Source organism: Salegentibacter profundi, assembly GCF_054121475.1.
The window spans coordinates 57,348-74,320 of sequence record NZ_JBSYGG010000012.1 but is presented as its reverse complement, the minus strand read 5'-3'; the positions used below and the strand labels follow the sequence as shown (position 1 = coordinate 74,320).

The following is a 16,973-nucleotide window of genomic DNA, read 5'->3' as shown; positions in this document are numbered from 1 at the left end:
ACGATTATGGTTGAGACTTCTTTCATTAGTGGATTAAGTTTACAATATACTATAATTATTTACTACCCAACTTGAACCGGGACGGTACTTCGGTACCGGTTAAGCATGCATTTTTCAGGAAATTTTATTTCTAAAAGCAATGTCTCGTGTTGGTCTCCCTTACTCACTTTTTTACCTATGAAATCAAAAAAACAAAAAGATTGGTTTAAATTAAAGCGTTATCCTCATATTGGTCGACCTTTTCATCATAGAGATAGATTAAAATGGCTCGAAAGCTATGTCACAGATCCAGCCTGTATTCAAAAACATGCTTTTTTACCTTTTATTCATAAAATTTCAAAATCCCGAAAATTCCGAAAGACCTACTGTAAGAAAACAGGTAAGTTAGTGTCAACTGAATTAGATGGAAAAGAGGTATTCCGATCTGCTGGTGATCCTAAAGCACGAGAAATATTTTACGCCGGTCACTTGGACTCTCTAATTTTCGGGTATTATTCCCAGAAGCTATCCGCCAAATATGAAAGAAAGTTAAAAGCAAACGGAATAGACCAGGTCGTAACAGCATATCGTAGCATTCCTGTGAAGGAAGGTGATCTCGAAGGTCCAAACAAATGTAATATTGACTTTGCCAATGACGTATTTAAATTCTTCCATGATTATCCTGAAGACAAATTTGTAGCTATCACGTTTGATATTACAAGTTTCTTCGATCATTTAGACCATCAAATACTTCGCGACAATTGGATGTCCGTCCTGGACACAGAGAAATTACCTCCAGATCATTTCAATATTTACAAAAATATTACCAGGTTCAGTTACGTGGATCTTATTGATATTTTTAAAGAATTCCAGAACCAGATTATAACTCAATCACGAGACAGCTCCGGAAAATTACTCCCTGAAAAGAGAAAAAGGATATCGAAGATCAAGTATTTAAAAAATCAGAATGCCATAGCGTTTTGTACCAAACAGGAATTTATAAAGGTCAAATCCCATTTAGTCAGGAATAGAAAATATGTTCCAGGGAAGGAAAAGGAAAAGGAAATAAGAAAATACGGAATACCTCAGGGTTCTCCTATTAGCTCGGTGTTGGCAAATATATATATGCAGGATTTCGATAAAGCTATTAACGACTACGTTTCTAACATAAATGGAATTTATAGGAGATATTCCGACGATATGGTCGTGGTCTGTCCACGTGAGCAAAAAGAATCTGTAATAGATCTGTTTCAGAGCAAGATAAAGGAACTTAAGCTTACTATAAAGGCCAGCAAAACCCAAATTTTTTATTTTAAGAGAGAAAATGGAGTCTTGACCTGCGGACAGGAATTTGAAAAATTGATTAACTGGAATAAAAATTTCATCTATTTAGGGTTTGAATTTGATGGCGAAACGGTTCTTCTTAAATCCGGCAGCTTATCGAATTATTACAGAAAGATGAAAAGGACTGTAAAGCGAGCTAAGCATCATGCGGGTAGAAAGACGAACCCAAATAAGGACGAAATCTTTAAGGGCAGAATTTTAAAAAAATTCTCCTACAAGGGTGCCAAAAGGAGACGGAAATATTTGTGGGATGAAGAGATTGAAGGTTTTAAAAAATCAGAACACTACGACTGGGGCAACTTCATTTCCTATAGTACAAAAGCTGGAGAAACTATGATGAATAATAAAATTAAAGCACAAACCAAAAGGCACTGGAATAAGTTGAATGCTCTTATAAAAAAGGCATAGCGGCAATACGGCAAATTATTTCTTTACTCCCATCGCTTCTAAATCATATTACATGAAAGATTTAAAAATTGTAGGTATTCTTGAAAATGAATTAAAAGATTCCCAGAATATCCTTATAGCCTTAGTTAGCATTCCTGAGTACCAGAGTGACAACTCACCATTTTATAATTTGACTCGTAATTATGTATTAGTTTATCCCAAATCTTCTATAGTAGCGCAGCAAATATATGCCTCTGCTGAAAAAACACTTGATATAGATTTTAAAGATTTCCATTTGAGAAAAATTGGGTTTGACGGTATTCCCCAAGAATTTGGTTACCTCCACAAGGATCTTTTAAAATTAGCACCTGATGAAAAGGAAAATTATGACTTAGAAGACTCCTTGACCGAATGTATATTCTGTTGCCATCCCGAAATGTTCTTTTACTACACCTACTACTTCGTCTTAAAGAGAGAATTTGAACTGGATGTGGAACTTTCCAATGAAATCCAAAGATTAAGCCTGAAAAGGTTCAGGGAGGTGGTGTCTGTTATTCTTATGAACGTCTTTCATATCAAAACTGAGTATTCAAATCTTCAGAAAGATGAGATTGATCTTATACAGGAAAAGTACCAGGATGCAATTACTTATTTAGAAGATTTTCCAAAGGCTATAAGAATATTTGTGAGAACAAATAAAAATGTTTTAGAAGTTTCTAAAGACTCGCTTAATGATGATGATAATTGTACTCGATTCATTCAAGAGGTAATGTTAAAAGGCGGCAGATTAGCTGAAAAAAGAATCTTAAACAACATTCATTCTACAGAATATTTTGGTCATGAATTAGTAGTATCGGACAAAAGAGTCGAGCTAAAGATTTTTCCAACTCCCTTAGCTTTATCTCAGGTTAACAGGGTAAATGAATTATTTAAGGCAGGTGAGCTACAGAAAAATCTTGTTGCTTATTTAACCAAGCATAAGATCAGATTAATTGAGGACGCGGAATTAAGTTCCAGATTTGGAACAAAATGGATTTTCCGGCACGAGGACATCGTGCAAACGTTCTATCTGGACAGACAAAATTCTTTAAGTAATTTTTTCTGCGAAAAACAAAAAAGAAATAATTTTTTCGGCACCCTATTTACTCAGGGTCAGATCAATATAACAACAGAAACGGAGACTGATTTCTCGCTTTTTCAGTGATTTACTACTTCATCCTTACACCTTAGTAAAATGTCCGTGTGAGAAGGAATGCACTGTTTCCGGAATCCAAATAATAAACAATGAAGGATATTCGAATCCACCATATAAAACAGAACCTAATTTTAAGCTGTATTGAATACAATGCTTTTCACTTTCTACCTTACCTTTTATTACCACAGGTGATTGTTGATTTTCCGAACAAGATAAGATTTTACAGATATTTGAAATACACCCTGCAAACTGCTAAAAAACAGGCAGACGGAAAACTGGAATTAAGGATTGAAAGAAGTCCCTGGGGAGAACGTGAAGGGATTGTATGTTTGAACTTTTATGATCAGGAACATCAAAATCCAAGAATAAATCTCCAGATTAAAGAAAACGATTACAGCATTTTTATCGATCTACAGCCTTTTTAAATCTTCATTGTACTCTTAGAAATCATAGCTCAACATTATTATGGAAATTTTTTGGCAAATTATTCAGCTTTCTATAGGAGGAATAACAATTGGAACTATAGTTATATTTTTAGGTAAATTTATTTTAGATAAAAGCTCCGAAATTCTTTTAGAAAATCACAGAAGTAAGTTAGATCTTCTTAAAACTGAGCATCAAATTAAATTTTCACGATTGCACCATGAAAGAGCTATTATTATAAAACAACTATACCAAAAGCTATATCAATTAGAAAAAACCTTAGCTCATCTCACAAGTTTTATCCAAGGCACAGAATGGAAAAATGATAACAGCAGGGAACAAAATGCAATTAAAATTTTACAAGAAACCAAAGAGCTTTTAGAATTAAATAGGATCTACTTTCCGGAGAGTTTAATTCATCAAATCTTATCAAGTTTGGAACATTTCGATGAAGTGATTGATCAAATGATGGAAGCTAAAAATAAAGCAAAAATGGAATCAGGCAGATTTAGATTTCCAAAAGGAGAAGGTCCCCAGGATTTATGGAAAAAAGCACACTTCAAAGTCAAAAATGAAATTAAAGAAGCAAGACTGAGCGTAGGTGACAATTTTAGAAGTTTAATAGAGGTATAATTCTACCCCATCTCAAAATTCTTTATTGAATTTAAAAATTCAAATCCTTACTTCATTCATAGCTTTAAATATTTAATCGATATTGTTAGCTCTAATAACTCCATAGTTTAAACCAGAGGAACATTGCACAACTTCAATACTTCGTGCCACGTAATGAAAATATTTAGCATTCCTTGCTGCTAAATGATTAATCCTTTTAAAAAATGGTGATCTTTTTGCAGTTGCCACAGGAACCCTGATACTGATATCCTCAGTTGTGATCTTGGAAACAGATTTATAGTTTAAAATTTCAGATTGCCTCTGCTCTCCTAAAATTGAATAAAGTTCAAGAGGAAAACCAATAAACAATATTCTGAAATCTGACAACTCCAATATATTTCCCACAATCTTCTCATTAATATGACTATGATTAGTAATAAATGATTCGCTAATCTTTATAGGTTCATCATTGGCATTAATAAGAGGTACATTATCAATTACTTCAATATCTGTCAATTTTTTTAAGATCTGAATCCTGTTATTCATTGTTACCGAAAGGTTCGAACGCATACTAATGAAACTGAGGTAATCTTGGTAATATTTCAACCTCTTTATCATTTTAATTTGTTTTCTTCTTGAAGTTTCTAAAGAAGAAAAGAATTCAGGATCGACCCACCACAGTTTAACATGATTTTTTGGGTCAATTGCAGTTATCCCACCGATTAGAAGGTCAGCTCCATTATGATATTTTTTTTTAGTTCATCTCCTTGCTTTTTCTGCTTAATTTTATATTTGTGTGAATGGATCCTTGGGCTTTTAGATTTAGCGCAATTATCCGGAACGATACTACCTTTGGCTTCAACGACAAGTAATTTTGTAAAATCATTAACAACAGCACTATCAAAGTCAAAATCCTTATGCCCCTGGATATTTATCCTCCTCCAATCTGCTTGCGTTAAATTATAAGCCTGACTCAGAACGCTCAGTACACCTGCATTTCCTATCGACATGGAGACATAATCTTGTTCATTATTATCATCATAATCGGCAGTAAATTTCTCGTCTTCTGGACTGAAATAGGTATAGCTATCCACTGGTCCAAATAAATCCTTAAGCTCTGCTTGTATATTAGTAAATGAAGAATATTTAGGTTTTTCTGTAGTCTGATGATGAAATTGACTATAAGTTTTAAATTCAGAAAATGGAACCTTAACGTTTGTGTTGGACAGTCTTTCTAAAAGTGGGAATTCAAAAGGCCAATTTTTTTTTAGCAGTTCTTTTTCTTTTTTACTATAAAACTCTACTTTTATTTGAACAAGAGACATAAAATATTTTCTGTAATAATTTATTGGCAATATAAATCAATAAAAAAAAATAAATACAAGCCTTTATTGACAAATTGTTAGAAAAAGGAAAAGCCCGAAACGAAATTTAATACTCTATTTCTGGTGGTATAGGGGATTCAGGTGCCCATAATCTTTTTTGGAACGTGAAGATTAAGTCGTTATTCCTGCAACTGTCGGATTCAGAATGATTTAGCCATCGTTATTAATTTCAATCATACCTATGTATTTCTTCATGGCATTCATCACAAATGCTTATTAATTCTGATAGTTTTTCGTTCCCAACATTATTATAAGTTAAATGATGAACAGCTGTTGCAGGTTTTATGTTGCATTTTCTGCATTTATAATCATCACGTTCTAAAACCAATTTTCTTATCTCTTGCCACTTATCGGACTTTAAATATTCACGATATTTCGCACCTCTTGAAAAATAGGTATTATAAAAGAGTTTCTCAATCTTCAAAAATATATTTTCTTTCTTAAAATTTTCGTATCGATTTTGTTCCGCAACAGAATCCCACAGTCCACTTACTCTGTGCTCAAACTTTTTGAAACTAAGAGGTGGATGAATAATTTTACCTCCACAATTCTCGCATTGATAATAAATAAATCTTTGTCCATTTTCTAATTGCTTTAATTTTATAGAGCGATAAGGTTCTATACAACACTCCTTTAACATTCCATAAGTCCAGTAGCCGCAACTTTCACAAACAAATTCTTCAAAAAAACGGAAATTCCTTTTATGGTCAATTTCAGTTGAGAAACATTTTGGGCATTCTTTCATATGCTGGCTATCTTATTGTTAAAATTTTATTACTTGCGAATAGAATTAACTGTAATATTTATTTTGCATTACCTAACGCAATATAGCTTTATAAACTTTTAACGACCGTCCCGAATTGGAAGTACGAGCTGGCGAGTTTCTTCATGCATTCAGCTAAGCAAGTGAAAAAAGTACTTTCAATTAAAGACAGGTTTAGCATTGTAATTATATGTTGTTGTGCGTAGGCTTTTTTCACTCAGTTAGTTCCCTTATTTCTCGTATAATTTCTTCAAATTCCGTTTCGCTTACAGTTTTGTCTCGTTTTCTAATCCTATAAAGTTTTGTATTAGAGAGACTAAATATTTTATCTTTTATTCTGTCTTTTTCATTTTGCTTTTTTGTATCGTGAAAGATACTATCAAGTTCGAAAAAATAAATTGGATAGTAATTTTTGAAAGGCTCGAAAACCGCAAAGTCGATAGATGATTTGAAGAAAAAATTCCGTTCAGTTTGATTAAGTTCATTTTTAATCAAATCATATTCTATTACATTACTTAAAGCTACATTCGGATAAACTTGATAAGTGTCAAAAACTCTTTTTAATGCTACAAAAAATTCACTTTCTTGATAAGAGTTAAACATTGATTTCCGAGCATCAAGTCCATTTTTATCAAGAGTGTTTTCAGTAGTTAGAATTCGATTATCCGAACTATTACTAATTTCTTTTGGAAATTCTTTATGGTATTTAGTTATGATACTTTTAGAAACTTCATTGTCAGGATATTTTTTGGCGTAATTATAAGCCAGTGATAAGTTATCAATCTTCGCATTTGCAATCGCCACAATAATAGCCTCGTCCTGTTCAGGTTTTAGTTTTATAAAATTTCCTGCATTTAGTAAAGTCAGTTGACCTAAGTTTTCAATAAAATCAGAATTTGTCTCTAATTCCATTGCTTTTTGAACCATAACAGAAATTGTAGTTTCCGATGCAGTTTGAAGAAGTGGATCTTTTTTTATTAAGTCCTTATTTTGGTAGAATATTCCGATTAATTCAGTCCAATTTTCTTTTTGTAAAAGTTGGTAAATATTCTCTTGATTGATCATTTATTTCCTTGGTTTGGTCAGCCCGGCTAACGAAAGTGGCATGTAGGGAAGGAATCACTTTCCGGCGTAACGGGTTCTTCTAATGGAAATAAATGTAGGAAATTAACTCTCAAAAAAGCCATTTTTGTTAACCGTTTTTGTGTGTAGGTTGAATCCGGCTCAATTCGTTTTGAAAATTGAAATGTTTTAAAAGATTTTTTGCGCTATCAATTTCTATTAAGTTTTGGTGAAACCTACTCAAATATATAATTGCCAATTCAAAAGTTTCTATTCTTTTTAGTGCATTGCGAAGTGCCTCTTTGTAATCCTCATACTTTGGATTATTTAAAGATGTAGTTTTATAATGAACCAACTTATTTCTTAGGGCAATAATGTTATTTAGAGATTCGTATTCTTGAGAGGCTTTATCCAAGGTTCTTGAATAAATTAGCTTTAACACCACCTCCCATTTTGCTTGAACTGAAAGTTTGTCTAAGTTTTCTTTGTAGTACTTTGTTCCCAATTCGACAATACCAATTTCATTGATTAGAGCTTCGTAATAGGTCGCAAGTACAATAACGCCCTGATTAGCCAACTTGAACTTTTTTCGTGTTAAGGGTCCGACACTATCAGCATATACAGATCTATCTTCAACAAATTTGACAACATCGTCAATATGTTCAGGCTTTACTTTGCTTTCTAAATCCTGGATTTTTTCCTGGATTTCTACCATTTGAGAATATATATCAATTGCAATTTCAAGAAATAGTTCAACATTTCCACTTCTTAGTTGCCCTTTATAATCTGTGTAGAACTTTTCCAAATTATGATTTTTTTACTTGCACACAACTCGTCATATCAAAAACTAATGTAAGGATTTAAAAGCTATAGCTACAAGATAACAGCAGGAAAGGGAACTAACTGGAGAATTTATTACTGTAAATTTTCGGAAATATTCTTAGCTAAATCCCCTGTCAATTTAATGTACCTTTTTGTACCTTCATTTGTCACACCTCATCTAAAAGGGAAAGTCAAATGATGTATTGGTAAATAATCTCTAAGATCCTTAAAGACGATAACGGTAAAACAGCTACAGAGATCAACCGTGAATATGGCATTAGTACAGCTGTCTTTTACAAGTGGCATGAACGTTATAGTGGCATGAAGGGTAAAGAACTGAACCGGCTTAAAGAACTCGAAGAAGAAAACCGACGGCTTAAGCAAATGTATGCCACGCTTTCGCTGGAACACGAGATGGCCAAAGAGATTACCGAAGTTAGCCTAGCCGATGCTACAAATATACCTTAAGATCACAATGCAAATGGGGAGGATGAACATGTTGACCCAGATAAAGAAAAACCAGGTGGTGATTAAGAAAAATCAATTGTTATTAAAAAGGTCACTTTTAAGTGGCCTTTTTTTATTTTCGTCTTATGAAGCCTACCTATATAATTACATGCCTCTTAAACTTAGCTTTGGCGACTGCCTGTATAAATAATGTAAAAAAGGAGGATTCACAAGCAAAGAGCGAGAAAGATTCATCTTATTATTTTTATAAACAAGCAGTGAATGAAGATGTAACCAAGGTTAAAATTCAATATTTAAATCAATCTTTATCTAAACTTCTAAATAAAAAAGACAGTCTTTACCCACTTCTCCTAGATAACAAGATATATTACCACAACCAATTAAAGGAATATGACAGCGCCCTTATTTTTGCTGATAGCCTACAGCAGGTCGCAACTCTTCAAAAAGACACGAACCGGTTAGCCCTGGCATTCTATAGAAAAGGGGTTATTAACCGGTACCTGGATAACCAGGAGGAAGTTTTTAACAATGCTTTTGAAGCCCGTAAGCGCTACCTTCAATTAGGGGATAGTACAAAAGCGGCACGCAGAAGCCTGGAAATGGCTATTGCACAAAGCCGGATGCAGGATTATACGGGAAGCCAAGAATCAGCTACTAAAGCTTTGCGCTATCTCAATAAAGAAAAGGACGGTCAGTATTTAAGCAGTGCTCATAATATAATTGCTATTGCTTACCGCAATCAAGATTTCTATAAGGATGCCATTAAGGAGTACCAAAGTGCACTTCGCTATGCCCAAAGCTTAAAGGATAGTTTAAGTTATCAAAATAATATAGGCCTGGTATATCAGGATCAAAAAGAATATAAAAAAGCCATTTCTGTTTTTAAGGAAATCCAGTCAAAGGTTTCTCTTGATGATTATAGTGCTAGTGCAAGATATTTAGATAACCTGGCATTTACGAGATGGCTGCAAGAGGAGAATTTAAATGTTTCTAAAGAATTACAAAAGGCCCTGCAGTGGCGTATAGTACATAATGACAAAAATGGTTTAACAGCGAGCTATAATCATCTATCCCAGTTCTATGCAAACCGTGATAAGTCCAAAGCAAAAGGTTTTGCTAAAGATTGGCTGGAAACTGCTGAAGCCAATAATAGCCTTCAAGCCAAAATAGCAGCCTTAAAACAATTACTTCTTTTAAACCCTGATGATGGAAAGTATATCGCAGATTATATTAGTCTCAGTGACAGTTTAAATAAAGTGAATTTACGTGCCAAAAATACTTTTGCCAAAATTAAATTTGATGAAGAGCGCAAGCAACAAGAGATTTATAGTTTAGAAGCTTCGGCAACACTACAGGCCTTAGAAAACCAGAAGATTAAAACTCGAAATTATATCTTGATGTTTATCGCTATTCTAACCATAGCCTTAGCAATTTTTATCATTGATTATAAAAGACAAAAGCATAAGAAGGAAAAAATCCTTGAAGTCTATAATACTGAAACTAGAATATCAAAAAAGATACACGACGAGTTAGCGAATGATATCTATAATTTAATGAGCGCCATTGAAGCGGTAGTTCCGGCAAAAATGATAGATAAACTGGAAAGTATCTATAACCGCACCCGGGATATTTCCAGAGAAAATAGTAAGATTGACACAGGATCTGGATATTTAAAGCAATTAGTGGCTTTACTTTCCAACATTTGCCCGGCTAATACCCGGTTAATTATAAGTGGGGAGAAAGGAATTACCTGGAGCAGATTAAATCGTGAAAAAAAACTTGTGATCTATAGGGTCTTACAAGAACTTATGGTGAATATGAGAAAGCATAGTAAGGCGTCCTTAGTAGCACTTGTTTTCATTGAGAAAGAAAAATATTTGAAAATCCATTATTCCGACAATGGGAAAGGCACTACACAAGAGGCAATTAGAAATGGAAATGGACTTCAAAATGTAGAAAACCGTATTTTATCTATAAATGGAAAACTTACTTTTGTAACTGAAAAGGAACAAGGGTTAAAAATCTTCCTCTCAATTCCACTATAAAAAAATTATATTTAAAAAAGTCCTTGTTGCAGAAGATTGGACTGTATCAATCAAGCTGTCGCCCTACTTTTAAATGATCTCAGAATAGTCGATGTGGCTCATACACAATATTGCGACCAAGCCTGGCTAATTGCTCCTAGAATTTAGGACCGATTTACTTTTTAATTCAGAAATACTGCGTTTAGCCCCTTTAAAAAATTAATAATTAGGTATTTTAGCTTCTGTATAACGCGTTATATGTGATGCAAAAAAACATCATAATTAAATCAAAATCCATTTTTTAATGAAAGCTCATAAATACCAAATAAAAGTAAAATGGACTGGAAATGAGGGAAATGGAACCTCAAATTACAAATCCTATAATCGAGATCACGAAATATCATCGGTCGGAAAATATGAGGGAATAAACGGCTCGTCTGACCCAGCTTTTTTAGGTGACAAGACAAAATATAATCCAGAAGATTTATTTATTTCATCCATTTCTGCTTGTCATATGCTTTGGTATTTACACTTGTGTTCTGTAAATAAAATATCCGTTACAGAATATATAGACAATGCAACTGGAAGAATGGAGGAAACAGAAAACGGAAGTGGAAAATTTACGGAGATAATTTTAAACCCAAGTGTGAAAATCACAAATGCCAATTTGATAGACAAAGCGAACGAATTACACTCTGAAGCAAATAAAATGTGCTTTATCGCAAATTCCTGTAATATTAAAATTGAACATAAACCCAATACAACTACGGAAAACGGTCCGTACACCAAAGAAATATAAAAACAATGCTCCAGCTGTCTCGGATCATAACTTCTTGCTCACTTGATTAGCTCATTGTCCTATGGATAATCAAGATCGTGCGCTCGCACAGTTATAAACGGGAGGTTGCCACACATTTAAAAATCCACGTTGAAATTGAATAAAGACTACATTTTTAAATCAAAAAGGCTTGGGTTTCGAAATTGGACCCAAAATGATTTGACCGAATTTTCGAAAATAAATGCGGATCTGGAAGTGATGGAACATTTCCCTAAACCATTGACAAAAGCAGAAACAGCAGAATTCATTGACCGACTTAAAAAACATTATCAGAAATATGGATTCAATTATTTCGCAACAGAAATTTTAGAGAGTGGAGAGTTTATCGGATATATTGGTCTAGCCTATCAAGATTATAAAACGGACTTTACTCCTGCTGTTGACATTGGTTGGCGATTAAAAAAAAGTGTTTGGGGAAAAGGATTTGCAACTGAGGGTGCTATGACATGTCTTGAGTTTGCATTCGAAAAACTGAATTTAGAACATGTAATTTCAACTTGTACAGAAAAGAATTCTAAATCAGAAAACGTGATGAAAAAAATCGGAATGGAAAAAATTGGAGAATTTAAGCACCCGAAACTTAAAGATCATCCCGAATATGAAAATTGCATTTGTTACAAAATAACTAAAAACATGTGCAACAAAGAAATGGGTTAAAAAACAAGTCCTTAAGTTAATTTCAAAACAAACTTTTCTTCCTAGGGTACCCTGCCTTAGCAATATCAAATAGCTGTTTTCAGTGTAAGCTTACATCAGGAGCTAATTATACACGGCTATTAGTGCTAGTCTGCAGGATCCTTCTGTATGGAATAGTCACTGTTCAAAAATCCATTTAGAAATAGATGGCCCTAGTCGCAGAGAATTTTACGACTATTCCAATATGATATTTCCCATCAATTCAGTAATATGAAAAAATCTTCTTCAAATCTCTGGATTGATCGTTAGATCAGATGATAAAGAATATAATTACCATACTGGTAAAAATGCACTTACTCGTTCTCCAATTTCTAAACCACAGGATAAATTAGTAATAATATTCCAAAATTTTAAGTCTGAACATGATTCATGAGATCATCGCCTCTCCCAAAGTTCGGCGCCTCGATATAGGTTTTCGGTAAGTAAGTATTCGTAAATGTCGTTGACATTATCCCCGTTGAGAAAGATTAAATATCCGTGCCTGGATTTAGGAAACATCACAGCTAATGTACTCACTCCTGGATCCTTGCCAGTATGTAATAATGCGTATTCATTATTTCTGAATCCTGCTAAAATCTCCCACCCCAGCCCGAAAAAATCATTTTCTTTTAACTTAATCTGTGGGCTTTGCATTAATTGAAATAACTCCTCATTAATTCCTGCTCCGTTAATAAGGTAAGCTAAAAATTTTCCATAATCTTCTACTGTAGTTAACAGATTGGCTGCAGCATTGGCTTCGTAATATTTTACATTTTTTATAGGGTTTCCATCTGAATCAAAATTCTGAGCGTATTTCGATTCGTCTACAGATTCTTCCCACCAGAAATTTGTATCTTTCATTCCCACCGGTGTGAAAATTAATTCCTCAGTCAACTCTTCTATACTTTTCCCTAACTTTTTCTCAATGGCTTTTCGCAAATATTCAAAGCCTTCTCCTGAATACTGATATTTTTCACCAGGATTAAATTGAAATTGTAATTTATTAGAAGTGGTCATATACCTCCAGTTGGGAAAACCAGTTTGGTGAGTTAAAACCAGGTAAGGGGTCAATTGTTTGTATCTATTATCATCTCTTAAATCCGGATCTATCCAATACTTATGTAATGGCTCATCTAGATCCAAAAGGCCGTCATTCACTAATTTTAAAACGGTTAGCGCAAATAGTGGCTTTGTCAATGATGCTACTTTAAAAATAGCATTATAAGGAGCTCTTTGTTTTTTATCTAAAGTCCCATATACTTCAACTTTCGTTAATTTTCCGTCTTCAATAATGCCCAATCCCAAAGCCGGCACACAATTATCCTGCAGTAATTTTTCTATTGTCCTTAGACTTGCGGAACTTTTTTCAGGGTTTTGGTGATCATAACTCAGCACCTCACTCATTTTCCATACCTCCCCTTCTTTTATCCAAACGGTGGTAAATTTAGCAGTACTTGTCCATAAATCTTTTTTACCGGCTTCCCTGATGTAAAAATTATGTATCCCTGATTGAATCGCTCCATAAACCTCTCCGTTATTATACAAGGGAAAAACAGTGAGACTACCTTCCTTTAATTTCCTTATTGGTTTTTTATCTGGATTTGAGCATATGTATTGCCTTGTATTGCTTAAGAATACCTTTCGGTCCTGGAAACCACTTTGGTCATGAAAGAATTTTAAATCATTAGTTATATGATTTTTCAAATAAGTTGTATCACATTGATTGAAGGCTCTTTCGAAAAAAATACTATCCTGTTTCTTTAAGGTTATAAATAGCGCTGATTCTTTTTCTAATTGTGCATTCATCAAAACAGGAATTAGAAAAAATAAATAACCAAGTAGATTGCTTTGGTTCATGATTGATGTTTTTTATTGATGTTATTTTCTGCAAATGTTTGAGAAAATTAACCTTTCAATGAAAAAATTTACCTGACAAAAACCCGACAAATGCCCGACAGGCTTAAATAATGCTGAATTTCAAATCAACGTAGAGTTTACCATTTCTATCTAATTCAATTGCATTTCTAATAATGATCCAGAGATTGATAAGAACCAAAAGGATCATTACGATCAGATTCAATCTATTACTGAAGGAAAACCAGTTTTTAACGAATGCCGATAACATAAAAATAACTACCGATGCAATGGTCCATAGAATTTGAATTGATACCAATTGTTTTGTGAGGGGATTAAACTCTTTTTTGGCAAACATTATAATAAGTGGTAATGCTATATTTAATGGAGGGATTACTGTAAAAGGGAGAGAAGAAATATTGATAAGTTTTACTAAAGTTAAATTTGTATCCACTGAAATAATCTGTTCTTCAAGGAGGTCTTTTTCCGGCACCCTCAGTACTTCCGAAAGAGATTTTAATGTATAACCCTTAGGGGGTGCACCAGCCTCGATACGCTGTATGGTTCTGACAGAAACTCCTGCTTTCTCGGCCAGTTGTTCCTGAGTGATATTCATTTCTTCTCGCTTTTTCCTGACTATATCCATAGCACCTGGTTTAATCCCCATAAAGTTATAGCAAATAGAAATTAATAGCTAATGTATTCTCTTATCAAAACCCTTTACTATTAACCAAAGACCAAAGACATTTTCGAATAAGGCTGTAGATCTGTTCATTATCAAATATTGTGATGTAATAGACTCAATTTTATGAAATAAAAGTCACACCCTGGCGAAAGAACCAGAAGAATTCCTAATATTCCGTAGATTGAAAGCCAGAAAGAGATCAATTTTGTCCTTAAAAAATCAGGTGAAGCAATAAATTCCACTCCAAGGGCGAAGATCATGAAGATATGATTACTAATATCCCTGGTTATTTTCAATAACTTTCCTATAACCTGGAAAATTAAACTCTTTTCTGAATGGTTGAGAAAAAATTCTTGCTCAACCGGAATTTCCCTACCGGCATCAGTTTCGTAAGTTCTCCGTTTACCTTATCATTGGAAAACATCTGAATTTTCAGGGAAATTATTACTAATCACACTCCGCCGATCCATCATAACCACACTTTAATGTGTTTACATAGGAATTTCAATTACACATTAAAAAAATACATTGATTTTCACATTATAATGTGGATTTTAATGTGTTTTTGGATTTAAAACCAATTTTCGACTTAAATTTCACAATACAGTGTGGATTTAAGATGATAAAAATTTACTGATTACCCGGATCTAGGTAAATTACAGTGATTTCGCCCTGGAAGAAGGACTATTGCCCAAAAGTATGCCGCAGACAACCTTAGCCGGCCAATTCCAAATCCTGACAGAAAAAGTGGAAATAAAACCGAAACAGTTCAATGAGATCATGACAAGCATGATGGAGCATTCGGAAGAAGTTATCGAACTAACACAGGGTTCTTTTTGGAGGAATCCACCCAGAGAAATTATATTCAGAATTACGAATACCGATTGAAGCAATTGCAAAAAATAAAGTCTTAAGGGTTCTTTATTTCCGCAAATTAGGAACCATTTTATTATTAACATGTCTAGGTTATAGAACATTTTATTCTCTAAAACCAAAATTGATTCACTCCATTACCTAAGTAAAAACCCTCCTACTAAAAATAGAGGAAGCTATATTTTTTCCTACATTTACTTCCACCTACAATGGATACTTATAATACTACTCCAAAAACTGAACTTGATCTTGAGCCTTTCTTTTCATTGTCTCATGATTTCTTATGTATTGCCGGGTTTGATGGCTACTTCAGAAAAATAAATCCTGCATTTATAAACCTCATGGGTTATACGGAGGAAGAACTATTTAGCCACCCAATAAGACAAATGGAGTTGACCGCGAGCTCATCAGAAAAATTCTAGAAAATTACCCAAGTTGAATTACCTAATTAATATATTGCCTCTTTTATGTACTTCCCATCGGTACAGGCAACGGGAAACAAAAGAAAAATATTTAACTTACTTAAAAAAACCAGGCCCTATGCCAACAAGAAGGCTGCCCATCTTACGCCTTTTTAACTAATTAGAGACCTTTATCAGCCAAAAATAATATTACAATGAATTTAAAAAATATTTTATTATTCCTAATTCTAATTCAAGTGGCCAATAGTAGTATAGGTCAAGAAACTAAGAAGGATAATATTAAAGTTTTAAATTTCGCAACTTTTCATCTTTCTGGTTCCAATGACGCAATTTCTTCTTCAGTAAATATCGAAAATCCAGAGGTAAAAAAAGAGATAGAAAAAATAGTAAAAAAGTTGGTGGAATTTAAGCCCACGATTATATGCGTAGAAGTTCCAGTAAGTTCTTCAGAAGGAACAAACAGAATCTATCAAAAATATAAAATAGACCAGTCTAATACTACAAATTGGTCCGAAGAAATTAATTCAATCGCTTTTGAAGTCGGTCGTCTTTCAGGTGTAGAAAATATTTTTGGAATTGATTCCAGACTAGGGTTCAATTACCCTAAACTAATGGATTTGGCGAAAAAATCAGAATCAATAGAAGATTATATTAATGAATACGTGAAAAGTTCAGAAAAAATAAATGATAAGAGTATTCTTGAAAAATTCAGGGAGTATAACACGGATAATTTTAAATCAACAACTTTGGATTTCTATAACACGTTAGCTGTAATGCACACACAAGGAAATTTTGAAGGAGCAGAAATAATATCTGATTTTTATAAAAGAAACTTGATGATTTATAGCAATTTCAATGATGTTCCTAAATCCAGTGATGACAGGATTTTAATAATTTTAGGAGCCACGCATTCTGCATATTTAGATTTTTTTATGCGCGACCACCCTACATATGATCTTATAGACCCTAAAGATTATCTACCACATTAATTTCTTCTGTAAACATACTATCCAATGAAAGCAATAACCTCGGCTCTAAAAATGTAATATTTTTCCGTTTAATTCATAAATTATTTAATTCTTTAGGCGTTGTTTTTGAAAAAACTTTTTCTTCAAAAAGAATTCAATGCAGAATAAGGGTTGCCCACGCGTTGTATATGCTA

16 protein-coding genes and 1 pseudogene are annotated in these 16,973 nt (G+C 33.4%); 10 read left to right on the top strand and 7 right to left on the bottom strand.

The features are described 5' to 3' along the window. Window positions 1-177: 177 nt before the first annotated feature. From ACW6NC_RS13675 to ACW6NC_RS13660, 4 genes are all read left to right on the top strand, one after another. Window positions 178-1,731, top strand: a complete 1,554-nt coding sequence (locus tag ACW6NC_RS13675) for a reverse transcriptase domain-containing protein (RefSeq protein WP_457866831.1) — start codon at window positions 178-180, stop codon at window positions 1,729-1,731. A 52-nt stretch (window positions 1,732-1,783) separates the two neighbouring features. After that, on the top strand, window positions 1,784-2,914 hold the full coding sequence (locus ACW6NC_RS13670; RefSeq protein WP_457866830.1) for a hypothetical protein: 1,131 nt from the start codon (window positions 1,784-1,786) through the stop codon (window positions 2,912-2,914). 80 nt (window positions 2,915-2,994) lie between these two features. Then, window positions 2,995-3,330 (top strand): hypothetical protein, encoded by a 336-nt coding sequence (locus ACW6NC_RS13665; RefSeq protein WP_457866829.1) that lies wholly within the window; start codon window positions 2,995-2,997, stop codon window positions 3,328-3,330. A gap of 40 nt (window positions 3,331-3,370) precedes the next feature. Beyond that, window positions 3,371-3,961 (top strand): hypothetical protein, encoded by a 591-nt coding sequence (locus tag ACW6NC_RS13660; RefSeq protein WP_457866827.1) that lies wholly within the window; start codon window positions 3,371-3,373, stop codon window positions 3,959-3,961. 72 nt (window positions 3,962-4,033) lie between these two features. On the opposite strand, the gene ACW6NC_RS13655 is transcribed toward ACW6NC_RS13660, so the two are convergent. The 5 genes from ACW6NC_RS13655 to ACW6NC_RS13635 all read right to left on the bottom strand — a co-directional run bounded on the left by ACW6NC_RS13655 (window position 4,034) and on the right by ACW6NC_RS13635 (window position 7,955). After that, window positions 4,034-4,558 (bottom strand): hypothetical protein, encoded by a 525-nt coding sequence (locus tag ACW6NC_RS13655; RefSeq protein ID WP_457866826.1) that lies wholly within the window; start codon window positions 4,556-4,558, stop codon window positions 4,034-4,036. 104 nt (window positions 4,559-4,662) lie between these two features. After that, window positions 4,663-5,265, bottom strand: a complete 603-nt coding sequence (locus tag ACW6NC_RS13650; RefSeq protein ID WP_457866825.1) for a hypothetical protein — start codon at window positions 5,263-5,265, stop codon at window positions 4,663-4,665. Between the two features lie 229 nt (window positions 5,266-5,494). Beyond that, complete coding sequence (locus ACW6NC_RS13645) at window positions 5,495-6,070, bottom strand: HNH endonuclease (protein ID WP_457866823.1); 576 nt, start codon at window positions 6,068-6,070, stop codon at window positions 5,495-5,497. A 231-nt stretch (window positions 6,071-6,301) separates the two neighbouring features. Further along, window positions 6,302-7,153, bottom strand: coding sequence for a DUF2726 domain-containing protein (locus ACW6NC_RS13640; protein ID WP_457866822.1), 852 nt, complete (start codon window positions 7,151-7,153; stop codon window positions 6,302-6,304). A gap of 127 nt (window positions 7,154-7,280) precedes the next feature. Beyond that, entirely contained in the window at window positions 7,281-7,955 is a 675-nt protein-coding gene (locus ACW6NC_RS13635; protein WP_457866821.1) for a hypothetical protein, read from the bottom strand. Between the two features lie 227 nt (window positions 7,956-8,182). On the opposite strand from ACW6NC_RS13635, the pseudogene ACW6NC_RS13630 reads away from it, so the two are divergent. From ACW6NC_RS13630 to ACW6NC_RS13615, 4 genes and pseudogenes are all read left to right on the top strand, one after another. After that, window positions 8,183-8,407 (top strand): annotated as a pseudogene (locus tag ACW6NC_RS13630) (transposase); the annotation flags it as partial. A 200-nt stretch (window positions 8,408-8,607) separates the two neighbouring features. Continuing rightward, entirely contained in the window at window positions 8,608-10,485 is a 1,878-nt protein-coding gene (locus tag ACW6NC_RS13625) for a tetratricopeptide repeat protein (RefSeq protein WP_457866819.1), read from the top strand. A 283-nt stretch (window positions 10,486-10,768) separates the two neighbouring features. Then, window positions 10,769-11,263: an OsmC family protein gene (locus ACW6NC_RS13620; protein WP_457866818.1), complete on the top strand. Its 495-nt coding sequence runs from the start codon at window positions 10,769-10,771 to the stop codon at window positions 11,261-11,263. A gap of 135 nt (window positions 11,264-11,398) precedes the next feature. After that, complete coding sequence (locus tag ACW6NC_RS13615) at window positions 11,399-11,959, top strand: GNAT family N-acetyltransferase (RefSeq protein ID WP_457866816.1); 561 nt, start codon at window positions 11,399-11,401, stop codon at window positions 11,957-11,959. A gap of 414 nt (window positions 11,960-12,373) precedes the next feature. Here the strand turns inward: ACW6NC_RS13615 and ACW6NC_RS13610 are convergent, their stop codons facing one another. Both ACW6NC_RS13610 and ACW6NC_RS13605 read right to left on the bottom strand, forming a co-directional pair. Further along, on the bottom strand, window positions 12,374-13,783 hold the full coding sequence (locus tag ACW6NC_RS13610; protein ID WP_457866815.1) for a serine hydrolase: 1,410 nt from the start codon (window positions 13,781-13,783) through the stop codon (window positions 12,374-12,376). 154 nt (window positions 13,784-13,937) lie between these two features. Further along, window positions 13,938-14,477 carry a helix-turn-helix domain-containing protein gene (locus ACW6NC_RS13605; protein ID WP_457866814.1) on the bottom strand — a complete coding sequence of 180 codons (540 nt, stop codon included), beginning with the start codon at window positions 14,475-14,477 and terminating at the stop codon, window positions 13,938-13,940. 1,121 nt (window positions 14,478-15,598) lie between these two features. On the opposite strand from ACW6NC_RS13605, the gene ACW6NC_RS13600 reads away from it, so the two are divergent. After that, a complete protein-coding gene (locus ACW6NC_RS13600; RefSeq protein ID WP_457866813.1) occupies window positions 15,599-15,811 on the top strand; it encodes a PAS domain-containing protein in 213 nt (70 codons plus the stop codon). A 194-nt stretch (window positions 15,812-16,005) separates the two neighbouring features. Beyond that, window positions 16,006-16,800 carry a DUF5694 domain-containing protein gene (locus ACW6NC_RS13595; protein ID WP_457866811.1) on the top strand — a complete coding sequence of 265 codons (795 nt, stop codon included), beginning with the start codon at window positions 16,006-16,008 and terminating at the stop codon, window positions 16,798-16,800. Window positions 16,801-16,973: the final 173 nt, after the last annotated feature.